This is a genomic window from Clostridium sp. AT4, assembly GCF_001517625.2.
Taxonomy (GTDB): Bacteria; Bacillota; Clostridia; order Lachnospirales; family Lachnospiraceae; genus Enterocloster.
In genome coordinates, this window is the sequence record NZ_LN999827.1 from 261,536 (window position 1) to 286,813 (window position 25,278).

Consider the following 25,278-nt stretch of genomic DNA (forward strand, 5'->3'; position numbering starts at 1 on the left):
ATCTACACTCCTTTTTATAAATCTGGGATGTCATTATCCCTTAACTGCTCCTGAACTGAGTCCGCCCACCAGATTTTTCTGAACATAGCTGAAAAGGATCAGAGTAGGCACAACAGCGATTACAGCACCAGCCGCCAGCTGTCCATAATTAATACTGAACTCGCCTACCAGATTTTTTAAACCTACAGGAAGGGTCAGCTTATTTTGCTTGCTGATAAACATAAATGAGAAGAGAAATTCATTCCAACAGGAAATAAATCCGTATGCAGCAATGGTAGCGATACCAGGTTTTAATACCGGAAGCAGTACATGCCAGATTGCCCCCAAACGGCTGCATCCATCAATCTGTGCGGCCTCCTCAATGGTATAATCAATTCCTCCTACAAATCCCCGCATCAGTATGGAATTAAATGGGAAATGGAAGGTAGTATTTACAAGCACCAGTGCAAACAGGCTGTTTAACATACCCAGATTCTTAAAAATAATGAAAATCGGTGTAATCAGCATGGCCCCAGGAATGAACTGCGTACAAAGAAGGATCAGCATAAATATATTTTTTCCTTTGAATTTAAAACGGGACAGTGCGTATCCCGTCAGTACGGAGATCACAACAATAAACATTACACCAAATGCTGAAATGAACAAACTGTTTTTAAAATATGTACTGAATCCGCTTTTCGTCCATGCTTCCGAATAATTTTTCAGGGTAAATGCTGCCGGCCAGTATGTAACGGTCTTGGAGGTAATCTCTGCAGAAGGTTTAAACGACGTGGCCAGACACCAGTAAATTGGAAACAGGATAAAAAGCAGTATAACAATAAGAGCTGCGGAAAATGCAAGTTTGAACCATATTTTTTTTGCTTTATGAGTTCCCATTTTATGCATCCTCCTTTCCGTAACCGGACATTTTCAGATAAACTCCAGCAAAGATCAGCAAAATGAAGAAAGCAATCACTGCTAAAGTAGAACCATATCCGTAATTTCCATTTTTTACAGACATATTAGTCATATACATTGTCAATGTGGTCGTTCGGTAAGAAGGACCGCCGCCTGTCAAAGTAAAGATCAGGTCTACATTGTTGAATTCCCACACTGCCCGAAGCAGGGTAGTCAAAATGATAGTATCCTTTAAAATTGGCAGCTTAACCAGAAAAATCTCCTGAAGGGTAGTTGCTCCATCTACAACGCAGGCCTCATGAAGATCGGATGGAATATTCTGCAGTGCTGCGAGAATGGTGATTGCAAAGAAAGGAATACCCCTCCAGATCTCAGCAACTGCTGTTGCCTTAAATACGGTTTTCATATTTCCCAGCCAGGCCATATTTTTAGAGATCAACCCCAGATCCCGGCAGATAGAATTTAAAAGTCCGATATTTTCATTATAGATCAGTGACCAAAGCATAGAAGTTAAAACACCGGATACTGCCCACGGAAAGAATACGATACAACGATAGATGCCTCTTCCTTTAAATTTCTTATCGAGGAGCAGAGCAAGCAATATTCCAAAAACAAGCTGGGAACAAACCTCTACCAGAACCCATTTGACAGATACGCCCAGAGAACGATAAAAAATCTTGTCTCCAAATAAGTTTTCGAAGTTTTCAAGTCCCACAAATCCTTTATCAGCAATTTTGGTTACATCATAGCTCTGCAGGCTGTAGAAAAACACAGTTACCAGCGGATATGCAAGAAATGCCAAGATAAAAAACATTGCCGGCATCAGAAATAAATAAGGCATCATGTCCTTTTTGGCAATGCCGGTCTTTACTTTTAGTCTCATGATTGTTCCTCCCTTCTGATGATTTTATTATATAAAACAGGACATCCTGTTTACAGATTCTTTTCTATATAAAATGTTTAATTTTTTATACTGTATGAGTGTTTTTTGTATTGTTTTTTATATTGTATAAAGTTGATTTGCACAAAATAGAGGCAATAAAAAGGGATGTATTTGGCAAAAAAAGAAGAGCCTTCCTGATCGGAAGGCAAGGTTGCCGAATATTTTTATATCTGATCCCGGTAGACTCCGGGAGAAATGCCCGTATATTTTTTAAAACATACAGCAAAATACTGAGAACTGTTATAGCCCACCTGCTCTGCGATTTCATTAACTGTGTATCCGGTTGTACGCAGAAGCTCCTTCGCCTTTTCCATTCGAACCTCCAACAAATGAGCGCTGAAATTCTGTTTCGTTTCCTGTTTAAACAGAACAGCCAAATACGGAACACTGATATTCAAAAAGGCTGCAATATCATTCAGGCTCAGATCCTCCTTATTATAATTGCGTTTTAAATATTCCAGAGCCTGTTCTGCAATTTTCTTTTTGTGATTCCCTCCTTTTTTGCGCTTTTCTGCGATGCTGACTGCAAAACGCAGGATATCATCCTCCATTTCATCCAGGGTATTCAGCTGTTGAATATGGTTTAAATAATATAGATAACTGACAGATTCATCTCCAGAAGAAGCTTCTCCCTTAAAGGCCGTGATTGCCAGTTCTGTTGTTACCATTTTAGCTGATTCCAGAGATATGTATTTTTTGTGGCGGAAGGGTTCATAAATATTTTTAATATCTGCCTCCACCTCTTCTGTCATTCCCATGCGGATGTGATGCAGAAAAGTATCTGTTGGAAGAACGATTTGTATTTCTTCTTTTCTTTCCTGAACGGAATCAGAGGCATAAATCACCTTCCAGCCTTTTCCTTTTAACATATGGCGATTATCTACAGCATGGCGAACTCTTTTGAAGGATTCGGGTAATTCTTCTATATATCTGCGGCTTCTTCCCACTGCCAAAGTAATGCGGCACCACAGTTCTTCTTTTTCCAGCTCCAAAATTCTGTCTATAAACATACGTATAAAAGCAGGATTAAACACATCTTTTTTCTGAGCTGCCAGTACCATCTGAATGTGTGTGCTTACATTTCTGGCAAAATATAATTCAAAATGCTCCCCTGTTTCTTCCGTTAACATATCTTTTTTCTGTAAAATTTTCATCTGAAGCTGTCGTTTTGACTCTCCTATCTCGCCCTCCAAAACCTTTTGGCTCTTCAATACATCTACAGCCGCCATCATTACCAGATAACATCCTACTTCTGTTGGAATTCCCACCCCCATAGCCTCTTTATTTATATCTTCCTTTTTTATTTTTCCATACAGCATCCGATTAATAAAATTGCTGCGGGAAAGCTCCTGGCTTTTTCCCACAGCTTCCGCTGCTGCCTCCTCCTTTTCAATATCGAAGGCTGCACGTTCTACTGCACTTAAAAGCTTTTCTGTTGTTATCGGTTTTAAAAGAAAATCAAAGGCCTGAAGCTGTACTGCCTTATGGGCATATTCAAAATATTCATATCCAGTAAGAAACAGTACTCTGGTTTTTAATTTTTCCATTCGAATATGTTCCAACAGATTGATTCCATTCATAAAAGGCATATTGATATCCGTAATAATAATATCTACCGGATGGGACTTTAGATATTCCCAGGCTGTTTCTCCATTTTTAAACGTTCCTGCAACATCAAATTGATGAGCCTCCCAGTCAACCAGCTGTAAAAAACTTTCTCTTATAAGCTCCTCATCATCAATAAACAGGATGCTATATCTTCTCATTATTTTTCTTCTCCTTTAGACTTGGACAGATTCCTTTTTCATGTTCTTCATGGCAAAACAGATTCTTACACAGGTATTCTGAGGCAGGGATTCGATTTCAAGACCATATTGTGTGCCAAATTCAAATTTGATTCGGGAATCTACATTTTTCAGTCCGAAGCTTACCGTATCCTCCCCGGAAATTCCATCGCGAAGGCAGGATTGGATCTTTTTCAGATGCGCCTCATCCATACCTGGGCCATCATCATGCACCTCCAAATAAGCGTTTTCTCCGTCGTAGGTTCCGCCTAAAATACATATATTTCCGAAGTCATGCTTTTGTTTGATCCCGTGGTAGATGGCATTCTCTACCAGAGGCTGCAGGGACATTTTCGGAATACGGCATTTTAAAATTTCCGTGTCACAGTCAATGGTATAATCAAAGAGATCCGAATACCTGAAATGCTGGATAAAGAGATAATTTTTCACATGCCTCAGTTCTTCTTCTACCGTAATAATATTTTCTCCTCTGTTCAGACCAATGCGATAAAAGGTAGCCAGAGCCGTAAGCATCTCACTGGCTTTCTCTGTTTTTTTCAATTCGCACAGTTGGATAATAGAATACAGTGTATTATACAGAAAATGTGGATGGATCTGTTCCTGCAGCAAAGCAACCTCAATCTGCCGTTTAGCCTCCTGTTCCAGTTCCACCTGTTTTAACAGATGGTTAATACGCTGGCGCATTTTCTCCAGACTGTTGCTCAGAGTAGTAATCTCTGCATAAGAATGAAGAGATATCTCATGATCCAGAATATCTGTATCCTCTACTTTTTTTGTCAATGCCCGAAGCGAATAACTGACTGCATTAGACAGAAGCCCCAAAAGTCCTGCCATGACTGCAATCATGGTTATCGTAATAATCATTACATCGCGCATAATATAATGGGCGTTGGAAATACTGCTTTCTTTGACATTATAAACAAGCTTCCATCCGGTCAGATCAATATTCTCATACATAAAATAATAATTATCCAAAAGCTCTGTTTGAATACCGCCGTTTCGCTCTGCATTTTCAATCAGATAATCCCTGTTGTCCTGCACCACATTCCATGCAGCCTGTTGTCCGAAATGCATACTTCCGTAATCAGTCAGTATGCTCAGGCTGGCCTCCTGATCCAGTGCAGTTACATCCAGTATATTTTCAAAAAAATCCTGTTTCAGTGCAATGAGGATGATTCCATTCTGCTTTCCTTCATATAGATGAAACAGTACAGCGCCAACCTCTTCATCTGGTATCAGATCTCTGCAGGAATCCGCATCTACCCAGTAATACTTATTTTCAGGAAATCGTTCTTTCCACGTCTGGTATGTATAATGAATTTTCAACAAATTTTTGTTATATGCCTGAGTCAATACCTTTCCATCCCCGAAATTCAGATATACATTATGGACGCAGGCAGAATTGACATTTAGAAACTGATTTAGGAGCTTATTCAGATAAATATAGCTGGCTGCCGCATGGGACAGCCGATATCTGTCAGATTTCATACTGCGCAGCCAAAGCAGGTTTTGATCGGATTCCAAGGCCAGAAAGCCCTTATATACGTTAGATATATAATTATCCAGATATACATCAAACTGTTTTACTACAATTGACATATTATCCTTTACATTCTGTCTTATTTTCGCTTCCGACAGATTTGTCACTATCATACTGAAACTTATAAATACGATACTGACAAGAGACACCATGGATAATGTCAGAAGCCGGTGGAAGGTGATTTTTTCATACCACTTTCGTAATCCTTCGTATTTTTTCATTTCTTCTCTCCCAAATGTTTTATTATTTTGCTTTTGCCACAGTATTTTTGATTCAAATAAAATGACAGATATTTTTGACTATAGTTTAGATGATGGAAATCGAAAATGCAATCTGTATTTATTAATTTCTAACTATTCAGAACAACCCTTATTCAAAGGTGAACTCCGGATAACCCGATATTGCATGTTTGATTGCTATGAATGCATTGTATCCCTGCTTATGTGCTGTACTAATGTAGGACATGATTTTCAGAACAGGAAAAACAATCAAATTCAGTTCAAAAAGCAGCTTGCAGAACTCCGGAAGGAAAGTGATTTTCTAAAAAAGCAGCGGCATTCTTTGCGAAGGAAATCTATCAGAGGATCATCAATTTCCTTCAGAAATACAACAATTATTGGGGGCTCAGATGATTTCAACACATTGAAAAATGATCTTATTTACCAACATTATTATCGCACAGAGAAAGAACTCTACACAGCAATCAAAGAATTTGCATATGTACAATATAATCATGTACATCCGCATTCTTATAATGACTACAAAACGCCTTATGAGACTCGCTACGGAGTCGTATAAACCCTGTGATAGAAATTAAGAGTGTTACAAACAAGCTTGACCATAACACCGATAACTGATTGATATAAGTTGTAACATAATATAAAAAATTGCCGCAAAAGCAATTCCTCTTTAAAAACAGGATTCCATTGCTTTTGCGGCAATCTTATTTTATGCTGTTTTATCTTCCTTCCATCTTCCCGTCCAACGTCTGACGTACAATGCTGTCCATCATATCCGCTGACAGCATACCGCTCACATATCCAAATACGTTTCCATCCCGGTCAATCATAAAGGTGGTTGGGAAGGACATGATACCATAGGAATTAAACAGCTCTCCCTCTGTGTCCATCAGTACCGGGTAAGTATACCCTTTTTCTTCCATAAATGCGGCAATTTCTTCCTCAGAGCCTTCCTGTCCCATATTGGGCGCAGCAACGCCCAGAACAATTACCGCATCCTCTCCCTCTGTGGCAGACTTTTCATACAGCTTCTGAATATCCGGCATCTCAGCCTTACAGGGCGGACACCAGGTTGCCCAAAAGTTCAGAAAAATCGTCTTTCCTCTGTAATCCTCCAGTCTGTGAATATTTCCGTACTGATCCTCCAGTTCAAAATCAACTGCCGGAATCACGGGACGCGCATCGGCTGCCGTTTCTGCAGGCGCTGTTTCACCGGAAGCCTCCTCTGAAGCAGCTGTGCTTTCAGGCCCGCCTGTCCCGGACTCTGTACTTTCTCCTTCGTTATCTGCTTCTGCTTTCTCCGCCACAGTGCCTTCTTCCATACGCTCCGTCCGGGGAACCTGTGTGCCGGAAATGCGTGATAAATATCCGGTCACATCATTCATTTTCCCGGTAAACATCAGAATACCCATAAGCACCATAAGGATACCGCCGATCTTTACCGTATACCGTACCACTCCCCTGTATTTCCTAAACAGTTCCAGAAGCCGGGTGGTAAAAAGCCCCACAAACAGAAACGGCAGCACAAAGCCCAGCGTATAAACGCCAATCAGGCCAAAGCCCTGTGATCTGGTCGCCGCGGAAGCGGCCATCAGAAGGACGCTTGTAAGAGCCGGTCCCACACAGGGCGTCCAGGCAAAGCTGAAGGTAAAGCCCATGAGCAGGGCAGTAACCGGAGACATGGCAAGGCGGTCCAGCTGAAACGGAAGACGGTGCTCCCTTCCCAGAACCGAGGATGTTCCAAATATCCCCAGCTGATACAGGCCAAACAGCATCACGAGAATACCGCCCACCCGTGCAAACATAGCCTGGTGGCTGTGAAAAAATCCTCCTACAGCCGATACGCCAAGCCCCAGAAGAAAAAAGGCAAAGCTGACTCCTGCCACAAAGAAAAGGGTATGAACCAACACTTTGCTTTGTTTATAATGAATCTTTCCGTCTTCGCCCTTTACGGCTGTTCCGCCGGAAAGATAGCCGATATAAAGGGGCAGCAAAGGCAGCACACAAGGGGAGAAGAAGCTTAGAAGACCCTGTAAAAATACGGTTACTGCAGATATACTTACATCCAATGTAAATCCCATAAATAACCTCCAATTCTAAAATGTACTCTTTTTATACCCTGATATCTGCCCTTTTGTCAAGTGAGCTTGTCACAGACAAATATTATTTCAAAAGTTCATAAAAAGTTCATCTGCGCCAATATTGGCATATATTTTAAAAATATGATATAATACAGCCTCAGGAAAGGAGTTTTCAGATATGAACCATTTTATGGCAGCAGCCCTTTCAGCGGCGCTTTCCATTTCTATGACAGCATCATCTTCCCCGCTTACGGCTTTAGGCGCAAAGAACGGCAGCCGGGATTTTTCACTTTTTTTCAGCGGACCCGGAGTAGAAGCTGTTTCTTCCGGCGACGAATATTCCGAATATCAATGGGCCCTGCGCAATATGGGTAACCTGCAGAGAACGGAACGAAAGCTGAATATCCGCACATTAGACAGTATCTATGTTCACTATGGAGAAAGCGGCATTGACGGCATTTCCCTGCCGCCTCTCGGTCCCAGCAATTACGACGCCATTCAGACGGACGCCGTATTGGGTATTGATATCAATATTAAGGAAGCCTGGCAGCTCTATGGGCAGCAGCCCGATAAACGCCCTGTCACTGTGGCTGTGATCGACACAGGAATCGACACCTCCCATAAGGATTTAAAGGACGCCATCTGGATCAATGAGGATGAAATCCCCGGAGATTCCATTGACAATGACGGAAACGGCTATGTTGATGATGTAAACGGCTGGAATTTCATTTCAAATACCAATCAGCTCTTTGCAGGCGATGAAGATACCCACGGCACCCACGGAGCAGGAACCATCGCAGCTGTAAAGGGAAACGGCGGCATAGCCGGCATCGGAGACAGCCATTATATAAAAATCATGGTATTAAAAGCCCTGGGAGGAGAAGAAGGAAAGGGATCTCCTGAAAGCGTAATCGAGGCAATCCGCTACGCAGAAGCCAATGGAGCGCAAATCTGCAATTTAAGCTTTGGCTCCGGACAAACCTCCCCTGAATTTGAGGCCGCCATCCGGGATTCCCATATGCTCTTTGTGGCTGCTGCCGGAAACGGCAACCAGTATGAAATCGGCTATGACATTGACAGACATCCGGTTTATCCTGCCAGCTTCCCCTATGATAATATTATTACCACGGGAAATCTTCTGTTTAACGGTCATCTGGATGAAAGCTCCAACTACGGACAGATAAACGTAGATCTGGCTGCTCCCGGAACCTATATCCTGAGCACCGTACCAGCCGATACCTACGCCTATATGACCGGTACCTCCATGGCTGCTCCCATGGTCACAGGCGCAGCGGCTCTTCTCTACTCCGGTCGTCCGGATCTCAGCCTTTCAGATGTAAAAACTGCCCTTCTTTCCACAGTTCATAAGCTGGCCCCCTTAAAGGGAAAAACCGCTTCCAGCGGTATGCTGGATGTGGCGGCGGCTATGAAGTGGGAAAAATAATCATTTATTTCCAAAAAAACAGCCTGCCGGCTGCCGGGACTCATCAAAAGCACCGTCAGCCAGAAGGCTGTTTTATTTTACATATGCAGTTTTATCCCGTCATTTACACAGGGTAAGCCTTATTTTCCTTATCAGCTACAGTCACATCTACCTTTTTCTGCTGTGCTTCTCTGTACTGGAAGAACTCCTTGGCTACAGCCGGGAACAGAGCGTAGCTTAATACGTCCTCATCCTGCTGCTTCCACTGAGCGCATTCCTTCTCAAACTGAGAAAGCTGAGGCTGGATCAGATCTGCCGGACGGCAGGTGATCGGCGTCTCGTCACCGATGATCTTCTTCTGTACTTCCGGATTAAATGGCTTTACAGTCTGTCCGAACTCACCAAGCATGATCTTCTTGGACTCCTTCGGAACCATCTTATAGCGCTCACCCATAAGCACGTTGAGAACTGCCTGTGTACCAACGATCTGAGAAGAAGGAGTTACCAGAGGTGGCTCTCCGAAGTCTTTTCTTACTCTTGGAATCTCCTCTAATACCTGCTGATACTTGTCTTCCTGTCCTGCTTCCTTTAACTGGCTTACAAGGTTGGAAAGCATACCGCCAGGTACCTGATACTGCAAGGTCTTGATATTTACACCCAGAACCTTCGGATTTAAGAGGCCGCTCTTTAAAGCTTCCTCACGAATCGGCTGGAAGTATGCCGCAATTTCCGCCAGAAGATTCTGATCATAGCCTGTATCATATGGAGTGCCTCTGAAGGTCTCAACCATAACCTCAGTTGCCGGCTGACTGGTTCCCAGAGCCAGTGGTGACATGGCGCAGTCGATAATCTCACAGCCTGCCTCTACGGCCTTCATATAGGTCATGGAAGCAACGCCGGATGTATAATGGGTATGAAGGTCGATCGGAAGCTTTGTACCTTCCTTTAATGCCTGTACCAGCTCTGCCGCCTGATATGGAGTCAGAAGACCTGCCATATCCTTGATACACAGAGAGTCTGCACCCATATCCTCGATCTTTCTTGCAATGTCTCTCCAGTAATCCAGAGTATAAGCATCACCCAGGGTATAGCACAGAGCAATCTGAGCATGTCCCTTTTCCTTCTTGGTAGCCTTTACGGCTGTCTCCAGATTGCGGATATCATTTAAACAGTCAAAAATACGGATAATATCAATACCATTTGCAATGGACTTCTGTACGAAATACTCTACTACATCATCTGCATAATGGTTGTAGCCCAGGATATTCTGTCCGCGGAACAGCATCTGCAGCTTTGTATTCTTAAAGCCGTCTCTTAATTTTCTTAAACGCTCCCATGGATCTTCCTTTAAGAAACGCAGGCAGGCATCAAAGGTAGCGCCTCCCCAGCACTCTACTGCATGGTAGCCTACTTTGTCCATCTTATCGATGATGGGAAGCATCTGCTCTGTTGACATTCTGGTCGCAAGCAAAGACTGATGGGCGTCACGCAGGACGGTTTCCACGATCTTTACCGGCTTCTTCTCTATCTCTGCCATAGTTAAAAATCCTCCTTAAATACTGTGATAAAATTCCCTTTTATACGCCAAAGATTGCCATAAAAGTACCGGCTGCTACAGCCGTGCCGATCACGCCTGCAACGTTTGGTCCCATTGCGTGCATCAGCAGGAAGTTGGTAGGATCATACTCGGAACCAACCTTCTGGGATACGCGGGCTGCCATAGGTACGGCAGACACGCCTGCGGAACCGATAAGAGGATTGATCTTTCCTCCGGTCAGCTTGCACAGAAGCTTTCCTAACAGGATACCGCCTACGGTACCGAAAATAAATGCAACCAGACCTAAAAGAACGATCTTGATGGTAGTTACATTTAAGAATGCCTCTGCACTGGTAGTAGCACCTACGGATGTACCCAGCAGGATAACGACAATGTACATCAGGGCATTGGATGCTGTCTCTGCCAGCTGTTTTACAACACCGCTCTCACGGAACAGGTTTCCTAACATCAGCATACCTACTAATGGAGCAGTAGACGGCAGAATCAGGCAGACTACAATTGTTACAATGATCGGGAATAAAATCTTTTCCAGCTTGGATACGGAACGGAGCTGTTCCATCTTGATCTTGCGCTCCTTATCCGTAGTGAGCAGCTTCATAAACGGCGGCTGGATAATAGGAACCAGAGCCATATAGGAATAAGCTGCAACTGCGATTGGACCCATGATCTGGGTCTGTCCCAGCTTACTGCAAAGGAACAGAGAGGTAGGGCCGTCAGCACCGCCGATGATGGAAATAGCAGCCGCTTCCTTTCCTGAGAATCCCAGGAAAATTGCCAGGAAATATGCGGCATAGATACCCAACTGAGCAGCAGCACCCATAAGGAAGCTGATGGGGTTTGCGATCAGCGGACCGAAGTCTGTCATGGCTCCTACGCCAAGGAAGATCAGGGACGGAAGGATACTCCACTCATCCAGAGTAAAGAAATACCACAAAAGACCGCCGATGCCGTTGGACGTTTCTTCCGGAGAATACATGATTTCCGGATAGATATTTACAAGCAGCATGCCAAATGCGATGGGGATCAGCAGCAGAGGCTCAAATCCCCGGCGGATTGCCAGGTATAAGAAGACCAGCGCCACACCGATCATCACATAGTTCCCAATGGTCAGATGGAAAAACGCCATCTGTCCCAAAAGGTTTGTTACTAAATTGCCAAAATCCATAATGTTACCTCCATAATGGAATCCAACTTACTGCGGATCCGTGTTTCTGCTTAGTTCAGAGTGGCTAAAACTGCGCCGGACTCAACGGAATCGCCTGTGGATACATTTATGCTGGCAACGGTACCGTCCTGAGGAGCAACGATGTCATTTTCCATCTTCATAGCCTCAAGAACAAGAACAGTTTCGCCTTTCTTTACTGCCTGGCCTGCTGCAGCCTTTACAGCTACGATTTTTCCAGGCATAGGAGCCGTTACCTTAACGGAGCCTGCTGCGCCTGCAGGTGCAGCAGGAGCTGGTGCCGGTGCGGCAGCGGGAGCTGGTGCCGGTGCAGGTACGGGGGCTGCGGGAGCCGGTGCGGCTGCAAAAGCGGCTGGTGCGGCTGCGCCTTCTTCAACGGTTACTGCATATGCTTTTCCATTTACTGTAATGGTATATGTCTTCATGATCTGTTTCCTCCTTGATTTGAAATGAGTCTTTATCTTCTTCTGGAACTGCTTACGCGGCGGATGGAGCGTACCACCAGACCGTTGGGTGAAGTTCCCTCATAGGCCGCAATCGCTGCTGCCATCACTGCTACAAGCTCTGCATCATCTGCCAGCTCCGGTCCTGTTGTCTGTAAAGCAGAAACTGCCGGTGCAGCAGAAACAGCCGGTACAGGAGCTTTCGCAGGTTCTGCCTTCTTATCAGCCGCTTTATTCTTCTGTCCTTCTTCCCATGCATGGATGAACTTAAAGCAGGAAATCAGAAGGCTGATAAATACCAGTACACAGAATACGGTTCCAAGACCGATGAGCGTATATACGCTGGCCGTCCTTAACAGGCCTCCGATGGAGCTGTCCTCCTCAACGCCTGCAGACATATCGGTAAACTGAGCCTGGATCTGCTGTGTTGCCATATTCAAGTTCATAACATACTTTTTGGTTCCCTCTGCAAACTCTACAGGAAGGATCACCGTATAGCTTCCGTCCTCCAGAAGCACCACAGAGCCATCCTCAATATCAACACTGCGGAGAGCGCCCATCTCTTCCCGCACATCAAGCTGGGCCTGATAAAGCTCTGCAGAAACGGTATCTCCCTGAGACTGGGCCAGCTTGCCCTGGACTACCAGCTGTTCATCGGAAGCGCCCAGAGTCTGAGCTGCGGATAAAAGAAGGGACTGTCCCATGGCGTCTTCCACAGGCGTACCGTCCATGCTGATGGATAAGCTTTCTGTTTCCTCCTCTGTTTTAGAGCAGGCAGACAGACTTACCAGGCAGGCAGATACTAAAACTGCTGCTGCCATCCTTTTAAATAATCGTCTCATATACATGTCACCCCTCTTTAAACCGTGCCATGCTTCTTTGAAGGACGGTCCTCACTTTTTGTATAAAGCATATCAAATGCAGCTGCCAGCCTCTGGCGGGTTTCCTCTGCCTTGATGATATCGTCTGCATAGCCTCTTCTTGCGGCAGCCACTGCTCCGGACTGAGTCTTTGTATACTCGGCAGTCTTTTCGCTGATCAGAGCCACTGCATCATCAGAAGCCTCGATTTCCTTTGCATACATGATCTTAACCGCAGCCTCAGGCTCCATAGTGCCGATCACTGCATTTGGCCATGCATATACCAGGTCGGTTCCCAGGCTCTTGCTTCCCATGGTAAGGCCTGCGCTTCCCAGTGCCTTTCCGGTTACTACAGTCACCTTTGGAACAGTAGCGTCTGCATAAGCGTAGGTTAAGCGGGCTGCTGCTCTGGCGATCCGTCTTTCGCTGCACATCTTTGCCTTATAGCCGTTTACATTTGTGAGGGTCAGCAGAGGAATACTGAATGCGTCGCAGAAGCTGATCAGCTCCACTGCCTTGTCACAGCCCTTGCCGGATAAAGCAGCCTCAAACTCATCTGCCTTCTTTCCATCCTCATAACGCTCTGTGCGGTTTGCCACACAGCCCACAGTCACGCCATTTAAACGGATGAATGCAGTTACCATAGAAGGTTCATAATCCTTCTTTACTTCCATTACAAAATGATTATCAGAAATCATGGATAATACCTGGATAGGATCTCCCGCCAGACCTTCAATGCCGCTGCACATACGGTTTAAATCATCCTGGCAGTCCTCCTCGGAAAGATCCTCTTCGTTATTAGCAGGAAGAATGGATACCAGAGTACGGATCTGAGACAGAATGGATGCTTCATCACCGGTAAAATCAACAACGCCGGACTCCTTGCTCTGGAATGCAGCTGCCGCTGTATCACATTTTGCCTTATAATTGCCCTCTAATGCATTGGGAGCATTTACAAAGAGCTGCGCGGACTTCTCTTCCATAAAGGTAAAATCTGCCATTCCGGCTGCCACAGCCATTCCGCCGCCGCAGGTACCGAATACTGCCATGATCTGAGGGATCACACCAGATGCCATTGCCTGGCTTAAATACAGCTTTCCAAAGCCATCCAGCGCATCTGTTGCCTCCTGCAGACGCAGTCCGGCACAGTCTACCAGACCGATCACAGGTGCTCCCATCTTCATAGCCATGGAATAAATGCTGCAGATCTTCTTTGCATGCATCTCACCCATGGAGCCTCCCAGTACGGATGCATCCTGGCTGTATACATAAACCAGGCATCCTCCGATGGTGCCGTAGCCTGTAATCACACCGTCAGCCGGTGTTTCCTGCTCAGCCATGTTAAAGTCCGTGTTTCTAGCGGTGATATACGCGCCGACTTCAACAAAACTGTTCTCATCAAGCAGGGATGCAATACGGCTGCTTGCTGAAGTTTGTGCTGAATTACTCATTTTCCAGTCCTCCATCATTCTAAAGTTTACAATACTGGCTGGAACTGCAAAAAATCCCCTTACAGTTCCGCATAAAAACAAAAATACTGCCATATATGATTATAATAAGATTTTTGTCAAATGACAAGACCCCAGAACCATGAAATTGCCTGTTTTCGATAAATTATTAACAAATTTTTTCAAAAAAACGGGCGCAGTCCCCATGCCTGCATCCAGAGAGTTCCTCTCGCTTTATGCAGGTACATGAAACAGCGCCCATTTTTTATCTTTCATACTGTATATTTTGACATTTTTCAGCAAAACACATCTGCATTTTCCATAAAAATACAATTACACCGTGAAAAACCGGTCATGAATGGCCTGTACCGCCTGATCTGCATCCCTACGGTCTACCAGCACAGAAATTTTGATCTCGCTGGTGGAAATCATATTGATATTGATCCCCGCATCATACAGCGCCTCAAAGAGCTTTGCAGCTACTCCCGGATTATTGATCATGCCTGCTCCTACAACAGAAACCTTAGCCACATCGCAGTTCGTCTCCATACGGCTGTAGCGCAGCTCCTCTTTATGCTCCGTCAAAAGCTCTGCCGTTTTATTCAGATCCTTTTCTGCCACTGTAAAGCAGATATCCTTCCCTTCCTCATGGCCAATGCCCTGGAGAATAATATCCACATTTACATGATTTCTTGCCAACAGAGAGAACACCTTAAATGAGGTTCCGATCTCATTTGGCACGCCAATAAGGGCAATCCTCGCAATATCCTTATCCTTTGCCACGCTGCTGATATATGAACGCTCCATACGCTTTGCAACTCCCTTCACTTTTGTTCCCGGATGGCCTGTAAAGCTTGACAGAACCTCCATTTTTACATTGTACTTTCTTGCCAGCTCCACCGAACGGTTATGGAGCACCTGCGCTCCCAGCGTCGCCAGCTCCAGCATCTCATTATACGTCACCTCATCCAGCTTTCTGGCTCCTGCAACCTTTCTGGGATCTGCCGTGTAAACACCGTCCACATCCGTATAAATCTGGCACAGGTCGGCCCCCAGAACCGCAGCCAGAGCTACCGCAGAGGTATCCGAACCGCCCCGTCCCAAAGTGGTAATATTCTGGTTCCGGTCGATTCCCTGAAATCCTGTAACAATCACTATTTTCTTCTGATTCAGCTCCGCCTCAATGCGCTCCGTATCCACCTTTCGGATACGCGCATCTCCCGAAACCGTATTCGTGCTGATGCCGGACTGCCAGCCGGTAAGAGAAATCACCGGATATCCCAAAGCCTCAATCGCCATCGCACAGAGCGATACCGAAATCTGCTCTCCTGTAGACAAAAGCATATCCATCTCTCTGGCCGAAGCCTTTGGGTTAATCTCCTCTGCCTTCTGAATCAGATCATCTGTCGTATCCCCCTGGGCAGACAATACTGCCACCACCTGATTTCCCGCCTTATATGTCTCTGTAATGATCCTTGCAACATTGCGCAGCCGCTCCGTGTCAGCCACAGAGGTCCCGCCGAATTTCTGTACGATCAAACTCATATCTGTTTTCCTTCCTTAACCCCAAACCAGGGTAAATATAAAGAGCCATGGCCAAACGGCCACCGCCCTAACCTATACCATATTTTACTCATATGAACCCTTTTGTCAACTTGTTTCCTCTTTGAGTTTCCGCACTTTACACTGTGTTCTGGTGTCTGCAAAATACAGAAACTCAAGTTTTCCTCCCCGGAACACCTCCGCCGGAGATTGCGCCCCCTGTGCCAGCCTTCCCATGCCGGTCTGCCAGGGCGACTTTGGAGGCCATTTAGAAAGACATAGAGGCTGGAATTTTTCGTTAAGCTCCATATCAAACCTGTCTGAGCACGGCGAGTTTTTGATATGGAGCTTGCTTTTAGAAAAATTTCAGCCTCTTAGACTTTCTTATGACCGGAAACCGGAGCCATGGAAGACCGGCATGGGAAGGATGGTGTAGGGGGTGCAATTCCCTCTCCCATCACCCCTTGACCGCTCCCATGGTAATACCCTGAGTAAAGTAATTCTGGAACATCAGGAACACCGCAACAATGGGAACCGCCGCCAGAGCCGCACCCGCCATGATGACTCCGTAGTTGGTGGAGAACTCCTGCTGGAGTGTCGCCACGCCCAGAGAAATCGTCAGGTTCGTTCTGGAATTTAACATTACTAACTGCATGAAATAGTCATTCCATGTATTAATAAAGGTAAAGATCGCAAGCGCTCCCAGACCCGGCTTTACGATCGGCATAACAATGCTTGTAAAGGTACGGATTTCACCGCTTCCGTCGATCTTTGCAGCCTCCAAAAGCTCTGTAGGAACATTTTCACTGAACTGCTTCATGAGGAAGATACCAAAGGGCCAGCCGCACAAAGGAAGGATAACGGCCCATGGAGTATCATGGATCCCCATAAAGGAAACCAGCTTCATCAGCGGCACCAGGATTACCTGCTTTGGAAGGGCCATTGCGAATACAAAAATACTGAACAGCAGCTTATCGCCGTAAAAGCGCTTCTTTGCCAGCACATAACCGGCCATAGAGGCTGCCACACAGACGATGATCAGCGTTACACCGGCGATAAAGATACTGTTGATCAGCCACTGGAGCGCCGGGTTCTGAAACAGCTTCTCAAAGTTTTCCAAGGTCGGGTGAAGAGGGAACCATTCCGGAGGCAGCTTGATCGTAACCTTCTGGGATTTAAAGGCTCCCGTCAAAATCCAGTAGAAGGGGAAAATAAATACCACACTGAGAAGGAGCAGAAGCACCATAGAGGCGGCATCCAGAATTTTCACTTTATTTTTCATCTTCTCATCCCCCTTTAATATTCAACGTCGCTGCCCAATGCCTTAAACTGGACAAAGCTGATAAAACCAATGATCAATGCAAGTATTACGCCCATGGCATTGGCGTAGCCATATTCGAACTTCTTAAATGCTGTCTCATACAGATAGTACATGATAGTAGTCGTTCTGTAATTGGGTCCGCCGGAAGTAAGCAGCTGGATCAAAGAGAAGCACTGGAAGGAGTTGATGGTAGTGATCACCACGATATACAGTGTGGTGGGCAGAAGGCTGGGCCATTTGATCTTCCAGAATACCTGAAAATCATTGGCGCCGTCTACCTGAGCTGCTTCTACATAATCCTTGGGAACATTTCCCAGAGAAGCGATATAGAGAATAATGGGCTGTCCTACGCTGGTAGTGATCAGTATAATCAGAATGGCCCAGAGAGCATATCTTTTATCTCCCGTCCACATAATGTTCTTTTCAATCAGATCCAGTGATTTTAAGATCCAGTTTAAAATACCGTTTAAAGGGTCGTAGATCCATTTCCAGACAACTGTTACCGCTACAGTACCCGTAACCACAGGCAGGAAGAACACACATCGGAAGAAGGATCTTGTAAATGGATTCTTCTCGTAAGTCATGGCTGCTACAAAAAGCGCAAACAGTACAGTAATGGGAACGGAGCCTACTACCAGAAGCAGGGTGTTCACCAGGGATTTCTGCCATACAGGATCTGCAAACATAGTCATGTAATTAGACAGTCCTGTAAAGGTCATTCCCTTCATATTATAACGGAAAAAACTGGTAACTACGCCCATTCCCATGGGAACCAGCACAAACAGCACAAAAAACAGCATGGCCGGCAGCAGGAATGCATAGGAAACCAGCGTTTCCCTCATTCTGATCTTATTGATTTTCCTTGACTTCATGGCAGTTCTCTCCTTCTAAAAATGACTCCCCATACTACAGGCTGTAATATGGGGAGAATACCTGTCTTATTGTGCGTTTACGATAGACTGGTTTGCCTTTGCTACAAAGTCGTCCAGAGCAGCCTTTGGCTCGGAATCGCCGTTGATCACTGCCTGGAGCATCGGGAACCAGTAGGTTCTCATCTCTGCAAAGCCCGGAATTGTGTTGTAGTATGGAGAATAGTATTTTGTAAGAGAAGCGTAGAAGGACATATCCTCATTTCCTTCATACAGATCGCCCATGGACTGGCGAACCGGGAATACGCTGGTCTTTACTACGTTCTTTGGTCCCCACTCTTCATCATTGCAGATGAAATCAATAAACTTCTTGGATGCCTCTGCTCTTGCCTCGTCTCCGTTGTCAAATACGCAGAAGCCGTTTACAAGATACTCTAATGCAGGTGTTCCGTCCTCAGATGGGAATGGAAGTGCGATTGCCTCAATTCCGTTCTCCTTTAATGTCTCTGCTCTCTGGCTTGCAAGTCCTGGAGACCAGAGGGTTGTAAATGCGGTATTTCCTGCTACAAACTGATCTACGTCCTCACCGCCGTTATATGCGGAGCCGTTTAACATATATCCGTTGTCTACCCACTCTTTGATCTTTGTCATGGCCTTTACGCCGCCTTCGTCATTGAGGGTGTATGTAGTAATCTCAGGATCTGTTACAGAACTGTCATACAGGTTTGTAACGAATGCGCGGATACCCTGGTCGCCTCCCTGTCCGGAGCAGTATACGGTGCCGCCCATAAAGCCTGCTTCAGAAAGCTTTTTCATCATTTCCTCAAACTGCTCTGTGGTCCAGGTGCGGTCGCCTTCCAGGTTGATGCAGTCCATAGCGCCTGCTTCCTCTAATGCATTCTTGCTCACTGCCATACAGAATGCTGCGCTGCTGATGGGATACATATAATAGCTGTCGCCGGACTTGCAGGAGTTGATCAGAGCCTCATTGTCTACGTCCTTTACAAATTCCTCTGTGAACATATCGTCCAAAGCTACCAGCTTGCCGTTCTGTGCGTAGGAAATGATACGTCCGGGAGCATCAAAGAGCACATCGCATACAGTGCCTGCCTCGATGGCTGCCGTGATCTTCTCCGGTCCTGATGTAAAATCGATGGTCTCCAGCTTCACCTTGATATCCGGGTTCTTTGCCTCAAATGCATCGATGATCTCCTGCTCATAGGTTCCTGCCGGATTGTCACCGTCCTGTGTAAAGGTCGGGAATGCCCACCATGTGATCTCTGTCATGCCTTCTGCCGTGGCAGTTCCCTCTGCCTTATCAGAAGCAGCTTCGCTTCCCTTTGCTTCCTCGGTCTTAGCATCTGCCTTTGTATCTGCTGTCTGCGCACTTCCCCCGCCGCAGCCTGTAAGTACGGATGCCGCCATAGCTGCCGCAAGTCCCAAAGATACTATTTTCTTCATACGAAAGTTCCTCCTTCTTGTTTCTCCCCGTTCCGTCTCTTACCCCCGGCGGAAACATTTTTTATTGTTAAACACATCATAGCATAGTATTTTCTTTTTGTCAATTTGCCCGAAAAAAATTTCTTTTCTTTTTTTATTCCGTTTTTTTTCAGCAAAATAAATAAATTAAGGAGCTTCGTTTTTGCATTTTTATGCATCTAACGAAGCTCCTGTCTGATGTACTGTTCTATTTTATACAAATACTGATGCCGCCATCCTTTGGAAACGTCATTTTAAATCTCCTGCAGCGCGGCTATGGCAGCATCGATCATGGTAGCGCACTTCTTTACCTGCTCCATATCCTCAGGGATCAAACCGGGCATGGGTTTTCTCACGCTTCCCAGATCAAGTCCCTCACGAAGCTTTAAAATCTCCTTCATCACTGCATAAAGATTTCCATGGCAGGCGCACATGGCATAAATAATGGCATCCGCATCATACTGGATCTTTCTCGCCGCCTCATACTTTCCTTTCCTGCACAGCTCAAATATTTTTAAATACAGCTCAGGCATTACCCCATAAGTACCGCCAATGCCTCCGTCGGCTCCCATGGCCAGGCCGGATACCAGCTGCTCATCCGGTCCGTTAAATACAACGAAATCCTTTCCGCCCTCCATCTTAAACATCTGGATATCCTGTACGGGCATGGAACTGTTTTTCACAGCAGCCACTCTTGGATTTTTGCACATTTCTCTGAACAGAGGCATGGTAAGAGCTACGCCTGCCAGCTGCGGAATGTTGTAAATCACAAAATCCGTATTGGGAGCTGCGGCAGAAATGTCATTCCAATACTGAGCAATGGCATGCTCCGGTAAATGGAAATAAATGGGCGGAATAGACGCTACCGCATCCACGCCCAGGCTCTCTGCATGAGCTGCCAGCTCACAGCTGTCCTCCGTATTGTTGCAGGCCACATGGGCGATAACGGTCATCTTTCCCTTTACGGTTTCCATCACAGCTTCCAGAACTGCCTTGCGTTCCTCCTTGCTCTGGTAAATACATTCGCCGGAGGAACCGCCCACATAGACGCCCTTTACTCCTTTTTTCAACAGATGCTCTGCCAGGGCTTTGGTCCGCTCTGTGCTGATGCTTCCATCCTCCTCGTAGCAGGCATAAAATGCCGGAATAATCCCCTGATACTTTGTAATATCTCTCATAATGCTCCACCTTTCTTTCCTACCGGATATCTCCAGTATAACACTTTAATTATTTTTTTCAACAAAAATATAATGGTAAAAATTTTTTCTTTGGTCATTGTGTTTAAACCGTTCCAATGGTATGATAGGCGTAAGAAAAGGAGGAAATGCTTTATGAAAAAACATATTGTGTGCTTTGGAGACTCCAATACCCACGGATACTGCGCAGAAACCGGCGGACGCTTCTCTGAAAAGGAACGGTGGACTTGTCTTTTGCAGGAGCTTTTAGGAACGGAATATCTGGTTCTGGAGGAAGGCCTGTCCGGAAGAACCTGCTGTTTTCCCGATCCTCTCTATGAAGGGCTTAACGGCCTTGATTCCATCTATTCCTGCCTGATGAGCCACGAGCCTGTAGATCTGTTGGTCATCATGCTTGGCACCAATGATACCAAGGAACGCTTTGGCGCATCCTCTGCATGTATCGCACTTGGATTAAAACGTCTGATCGAAAAGGCCCGGTCCATTTCTGACTGTTGGAGAAACGGCCCCAATATTCTGATCGTAACACCCAAAAATATCGATCCTGAATACGCCGGTTCCAGTGTAGGAAATACAATGGGGCGGGGCTGTGCAGAAAAATCTGCCGGACTGGGTTCAGAATATGAAAAAATTGCCCTTCTTACAGGGTGCCGCTATTTTGATGCCAACACGGTTGTGACGGAAAACAATCACATCGATTTCATGCATCTCACTGCTCAGGGGCATCGGGAACTGGCAGAAGCTTTGGCAAAACAGATTCCCTGTCTGATTCCATAAACATTAAAACGCAGTAACGTACCTGTCTCCACAAATATTGTGCGAAAGGCAGATAGGTTGCTGCGTTTTTGTTCATTTACTAGCAGAGCTTTTCCAATACCGACCCTGATGTCTTTTCATTGTTCACACTGCACTGTTCAAAGTAACGGCGGTAATATTCCGTATAGATCAGGTCCACCAGAAACAGCTGGCTGATCTCTGCCGAGGTAGACCCGCCCTGAAGAGGCCCCTCATTGGCTCCGGATAAAAGGGTGACATCCGAATAGGCGCTCAGAGGTGATTTCACAAAACGGGTAATACAAATAATCTTGGCGCCGGACCGCTTCGCTACCTCTGCCACATGGATGGTATCCTTGGTTGCTCCGGAATAGGAAAAAATAACCGCTGTATCCCGCTCATCCATAGTAGCCGCAGCCATGGCCTGCATATGGCTGTCCTGTATACAAAATACCTTGTTTTCAATACGCATAAACTTATTCATTGCCTTCATGGCGGTAAGCATACTGGCTCCTACGCCAAAGAAAAACACTCTTCTGGCCCGGTGGATCAGTGTGATGGCCCGGTCAATATCCTCCTCCTTTATCATGGAAAAAGTTTCATTCAGGGCATTGATATTGGTATTTAATACCTTTCTGGCCAGTTCCCCAAAGGAATCCTCCATAGAAATATTGTTCCCTGTAAACTGGTCTACCTGCTCCTGTCCCTTACTGATGCTTAAGGACAGCATCATCTTAAATTCCTGGTATCCCTTTAAATCCATAGTCTTGCAGAATCGGAACACACTGGTGTCTCCCACCTCACAGGCCTCCGCCAGATCTGTAATGGACATAAACAGAACGTCCCTTGGATTTGCCAGAATATAATCTGCCACTTTCTTTTCTGCCTTGGTAAACTGATTATATGCGGATTTGATACTCGTTATAAAATCTCCCTGCATACGATCCATTCCTCTCAATCTGTATAATTTCTTCCATTTTATCCAGTTTCTTTTGCCTTGTCCATACTTTTTCAGGCTTTTATCTGATTTTTCATTTATTGTAACTTTCCGTTTTCTTTTCTTTTTTCCTCTCTCCCCAGCCAGGCAGCTCCCAAAAGACCGGCTCTGTTTCCCAACTCGGCAGGAAGAATATTCACATCCCTGAAGCTTGGCATAATGCGCTCCATAGTACGCACTCTTACCTGCTCTGTTACATAAGGCTGGGCCATGACGCCGCCGCCTAAGATCACACAGGACGGATTAAAAATATGGATCAGCGTCTGCAGTCCGTTTACAATCTCATCGATCCACTCATCCACAGCCGCCTGCACCCCCGGCTGGTCGATAGCCGCAAATATCTTCCTCCCGTCTGTAAGCGCTGGATCAATGACCATGGCTCTGGCTGCAAGTGCTGTGGCTGAAGCGTATTTCTCATAGCAGCCGCTGAAAAACTCTCCCTCTTTCCGATCCTCAGGATGAATCAGAAGACCGCCAAATTCTCCTGCGGAAAAGGCGCAGCCATGGTACACCTTCTGATCCATCACAATCGCTCCGCCCACACCGGTGCCGTAGGTCAGACAGAGAAAATCCCTCTCTCCCCTTCCTGCGCCGAAGATTCCTTCACCCAGTGCGGCTGCATTTACATCATTTTCTACGGCTACAGGCACATGAAAACGCTCTCTCAACATGCGGCCGATCTCCATTCCCGTATAACCGGGAATGTTTTCATTGGCATAGCGTATCATTCCTCTTTGGGAATCTACCTGTCCGGCGGTGCTGATCCCAATGGCATCAAAACCATGATAGCTTTCCAGAATCTTTACAGCCTGTTCCACTACATGGGCACCTCCAAGCCGGGCATTGGTCGGAGTCTCCCTTACTTCTTTTATTTCGTCCTTTATTCCCGTCCATATCCCTGACTTAATGGCGGTTCCTCCGATATCCAGTGCTGCTGTCCCCATCGTGCTCCTCCTATCGGTTCTTCACTGCATCCATAAAACGGTTTGCAATCTCTAACGGTCTTGTGATCGCTCCGCCTACCACAATGGCAAACGCTCCCGCATCCAGCATTTTTACCGCCTGATCTGGGTAATGGATTTTCCCCTCTCCGATAACCGGAACGTCCACAGTCTTTGATAAACGGCTTACCAGCTCATAATCCGGGCCGTCCATATGAGGAGAATCTGCCGTATAGCCGCTCATGGTAGTTCCCACAATATCCATTCCCAGCTTCCAGGCATTGACTCCCTCCTCATAGTTTGATATATCTGCCATAAGAATGGCATCCGGATATTTCTGGCGCACCTCTTTTATAAACTCATTTACGGTCTTTCCGTCTCCCCGTGCGCGCAGCGTACAGTCTAACGCGATCACATCGCTTCCAACAACGACAAGCTCATCGACCTCCTTCATGGTAGGAGTAATGTAGCTTTCAAAGCCGGGATACTGGATCTTTACCAGTCCGATAACCGGAAGTCCTGTCTCCTCCTTGATCGCAGCTACGTCCCGGATGCTGCTGGTGCGGATCGCCGGAGTCCCCGCCATCTTTGCCGCTCTCGCCATCAGGTACATCACAGATTTTTCCTCCACATACAGAGGTTCTCCCGGAATAGCCTGGCATGAGATGATCATCTGCCCCTTGATCTGCTCAAATAGTTCCTGCTTGTTCATGTATCTCCTCCTGTTCTGCAACCACCCTTACAGACATTCCCCATTTTGCCCAAAAGGTCGATGCCATGAAATATTTCTTTTATAACTATATCATAAAGAAATATTTTTTTCAATTATAAATGTGTTGAAATATTTTTTTATTACTCATTTTAAAAACAGGACTGCCCTGAGAATGGCATCTCACAGACAATCCTGTTTCCATTTCAAACGTGTTCCATCAGATATTCGGCATCTTTGCCGTTGGCATCATCAGCACCTTTCCTGTGCCGCGGTATACATTTACCAGGCCTTCGCCCGAAGCTGCGGAGCCGATCAGGCTCTTTCCGGAGCGCTCTACCGTAAAGTCCAGGCTCTTGCTCCAGGCAATAGCATAATTGCCGTCCACCTTGAGCACATCGTTCTGAAGCTCAATCTCGATCAACTCCTCTTTCGGGCATTCAGATTCGATACAGAACACTCCGTTCCCATTCAGGCTCAGGTTAAACAGTCCCTCTCCTCCGGCCACTGCAGAAGAGAAATTGGAACGCATCACCGCTTTGTGCTGCAGGGTAGATTCACAGGCTAAAAACAGACCGTCATCCAGCACCACTCCGCCGCCCCACTGGGCTGCATCCATCAGGATCAGATACTTATAGGTAGGTTCCAGCACCAGAACGCCGCTTCCCGTATACTCCGGCTTTATGGCGGATTCTCCGGTTGCCTTGCCCCGGACCGCTTTGCCGAGGAAATCTCCCACGCCCTTAATGCCGGTGGTTGCCTTTACATCTCCTAACATCCACTGCATGGCGCCTGCCTGAATGGTCACATTAGACTGATCCAGACTGCATACCAGCTGGCGCTTTCTCACATTCATCTGCGCGCAGTAATAAGCGGTTACTGCCGATCCGGGAGTCACGCTTAAGTCGCGCTGATATTCGATTACCTCAAAGGCTCCCAGCTTTGCAAGGACTTTTACGTCATCATTGTCGGTGAAATTAGAAATACGGTACATAGATTCCCTCCTGTTCTCTCTTATATCGCAGCCTGC

22 protein-coding genes and 1 pseudogene are annotated in these 25,278 nt (G+C 46.0%); 3 read left to right on the forward strand and 20 right to left on the reverse strand.

The genetic code is table 11. The annotated features are described in order from the left end of the window. Window positions 1-33: 33 nt before the first annotated feature. The 4 genes from BN3656_RS04400 to BN3656_RS04415 form a co-directional block, all read right to left on the reverse strand. On the reverse strand, window positions 34-876 hold the full coding sequence (locus BN3656_RS04400) for a carbohydrate ABC transporter permease (RefSeq protein WP_066544615.1): 843 nt from the start codon (window positions 874-876) through the stop codon (window positions 34-36). A 1-nt stretch (window position 877) separates the two neighbouring features. Beyond that, window positions 878-1,780 (reverse strand): sugar ABC transporter permease, encoded by a 903-nt coding sequence (locus tag BN3656_RS04405; protein WP_066544617.1) that lies wholly within the window; start codon window positions 1,778-1,780, stop codon window positions 878-880. 224 nt (window positions 1,781-2,004) lie between these two features. After that, window positions 2,005-3,606: a response regulator gene (locus BN3656_RS04410; protein WP_066544619.1), complete on the reverse strand. Its 1,602-nt coding sequence runs from the start codon at window positions 3,604-3,606 to the stop codon at window positions 2,005-2,007. Window positions 3,607-3,621: 15 nt separating this feature from the next. Beyond that, complete coding sequence (locus tag BN3656_RS04415; protein ID WP_066544621.1) at window positions 3,622-5,406, reverse strand: histidine kinase; 1,785 nt, start codon at window positions 5,404-5,406, stop codon at window positions 3,622-3,624. Between the two features lie 412 nt (window positions 5,407-5,818). Here BN3656_RS04415 and BN3656_RS04420 point away from each other — a divergent pair. Continuing rightward, window positions 5,819-5,983, forward strand: a pseudogene (locus BN3656_RS04420) (IS3 family transposase); the annotation flags it as partial. Window positions 5,984-6,143: 160 nt separating this feature from the next. On the opposite strand, the gene BN3656_RS04425 reads toward BN3656_RS04420, so the two are convergent. Beyond that, window positions 6,144-7,505: a cytochrome c biogenesis protein CcdA gene (locus tag BN3656_RS04425; protein WP_066544623.1), complete on the reverse strand. Its 1,362-nt coding sequence runs from the start codon at window positions 7,503-7,505 to the stop codon at window positions 6,144-6,146. A gap of 178 nt (window positions 7,506-7,683) precedes the next feature. Between BN3656_RS04425 and BN3656_RS04430 the strand changes: the two genes are divergently transcribed. Next, the gene (locus BN3656_RS04430; protein WP_096807392.1) at window positions 7,684-8,949 is read left to right on the forward strand and encodes a S8 family peptidase; all 1,266 of its coding nucleotides are present in this window, start codon (window positions 7,684-7,686) and stop codon (window positions 8,947-8,949) included. A gap of 103 nt (window positions 8,950-9,052) precedes the next feature. Here BN3656_RS04430 and BN3656_RS04435 read toward each other — a convergent pair whose 3' ends face one another. The 11 genes from BN3656_RS04435 to BN3656_RS04490 form a co-directional block, all read right to left on the reverse strand. Beyond that, on the reverse strand, window positions 9,053-10,465 hold the full coding sequence (locus tag BN3656_RS04435) for an oxaloacetate decarboxylase subunit alpha (protein WP_066544625.1): 1,413 nt from the start codon (window positions 10,463-10,465) through the stop codon (window positions 9,053-9,055). A gap of 40 nt (window positions 10,466-10,505) precedes the next feature. Then, complete coding sequence (locus tag BN3656_RS04440; RefSeq protein ID WP_066544627.1) at window positions 10,506-11,651, reverse strand: sodium ion-translocating decarboxylase subunit beta; 1,146 nt, start codon at window positions 11,649-11,651, stop codon at window positions 10,506-10,508. Window positions 11,652-11,701: 50 nt separating this feature from the next. Then, entirely contained in the window at window positions 11,702-12,094 is a 393-nt protein-coding gene (locus BN3656_RS04445) for a biotin/lipoyl-containing protein (RefSeq protein ID WP_066544629.1), read from the reverse strand. A 32-nt stretch (window positions 12,095-12,126) separates the two neighbouring features. Continuing rightward, the gene (locus tag BN3656_RS04450) at window positions 12,127-12,954 is read right to left on the reverse strand and encodes an OadG family protein (protein ID WP_066545266.1); all 828 of its coding nucleotides are present in this window, start codon (window positions 12,952-12,954) and stop codon (window positions 12,127-12,129) included. A 17-nt stretch (window positions 12,955-12,971) separates the two neighbouring features. Further along, window positions 12,972-14,423, reverse strand: a complete 1,452-nt coding sequence (locus BN3656_RS04455; RefSeq protein WP_066544631.1) for a carboxyl transferase domain-containing protein — start codon at window positions 14,421-14,423, stop codon at window positions 12,972-12,974. Window positions 14,424-14,753: 330 nt separating this feature from the next. Continuing rightward, window positions 14,754-15,965: an aspartate kinase gene (locus BN3656_RS04460; RefSeq protein WP_066544632.1), complete on the reverse strand. Its 1,212-nt coding sequence runs from the start codon at window positions 15,963-15,965 to the stop codon at window positions 14,754-14,756. A 454-nt stretch (window positions 15,966-16,419) separates the two neighbouring features. Then, window positions 16,420-17,244, reverse strand: coding sequence for a carbohydrate ABC transporter permease (locus BN3656_RS04470; RefSeq protein ID WP_066544635.1), 825 nt, complete (start codon window positions 17,242-17,244; stop codon window positions 16,420-16,422). 14 nt (window positions 17,245-17,258) lie between these two features. Then, the gene (locus tag BN3656_RS04475; RefSeq protein WP_066544637.1) at window positions 17,259-18,155 is read right to left on the reverse strand and encodes a sugar ABC transporter permease; all 897 of its coding nucleotides are present in this window, start codon (window positions 18,153-18,155) and stop codon (window positions 17,259-17,261) included. Window positions 18,156-18,221: 66 nt separating this feature from the next. Then, window positions 18,222-19,613 (reverse strand): ABC transporter substrate-binding protein, encoded by a 1,392-nt coding sequence (locus BN3656_RS04480; protein WP_066544639.1) that lies wholly within the window; start codon window positions 19,611-19,613, stop codon window positions 18,222-18,224. Continuing rightward, window positions 19,610-19,810, reverse strand: a complete 201-nt coding sequence (locus BN3656_RS04485; RefSeq protein ID WP_066544641.1) for a hypothetical protein — start codon at window positions 19,808-19,810, stop codon at window positions 19,610-19,612. The genes BN3656_RS04480 and BN3656_RS04485 overlap by 4 nt, the downstream gene beginning before the upstream one ends. A 75-nt stretch (window positions 19,811-19,885) precedes the next feature. After that, a complete protein-coding gene (locus BN3656_RS04490; RefSeq protein ID WP_066544643.1) occupies window positions 19,886-20,809 on the reverse strand; it encodes a dihydrodipicolinate synthase family protein in 924 nt (307 codons plus the stop codon). A 153-nt stretch (window positions 20,810-20,962) separates the two neighbouring features. On the opposite strand from BN3656_RS04490, the gene BN3656_RS04495 reads away from it, so the two are divergent. Then, a complete protein-coding gene (locus BN3656_RS04495) occupies window positions 20,963-21,604 on the forward strand; it encodes a GDSL-type esterase/lipase family protein (RefSeq protein WP_066544645.1) in 642 nt (213 codons plus the stop codon). 79 nt (window positions 21,605-21,683) lie between these two features. Here the strand turns inward: BN3656_RS04495 and BN3656_RS04500 are convergent, their stop codons facing one another. From BN3656_RS04500 to BN3656_RS04515, 4 genes are all read right to left on the reverse strand, one after another. Further along, window positions 21,684-22,541, reverse strand: coding sequence for a MurR/RpiR family transcriptional regulator (locus tag BN3656_RS04500; protein WP_066544647.1), 858 nt, complete (start codon window positions 22,539-22,541; stop codon window positions 21,684-21,686). Between the two features lie 95 nt (window positions 22,542-22,636). After that, window positions 22,637-23,542, reverse strand: coding sequence for an ROK family protein (locus BN3656_RS04505; RefSeq protein WP_066544650.1), 906 nt, complete (start codon window positions 23,540-23,542; stop codon window positions 22,637-22,639). A gap of 10 nt (window positions 23,543-23,552) precedes the next feature. Continuing rightward, window positions 23,553-24,251, reverse strand: a complete 699-nt coding sequence (locus BN3656_RS04510; protein WP_066544653.1) for an N-acetylmannosamine-6-phosphate 2-epimerase — start codon at window positions 24,249-24,251, stop codon at window positions 23,553-23,555. A 217-nt stretch (window positions 24,252-24,468) separates the two neighbouring features. Next, complete coding sequence (locus BN3656_RS04515; RefSeq protein ID WP_066544655.1) at window positions 24,469-25,242, reverse strand: AIM24 family protein; 774 nt, start codon at window positions 25,240-25,242, stop codon at window positions 24,469-24,471. Between the last annotated feature and the right edge of the window lie 36 nt (window positions 25,243-25,278).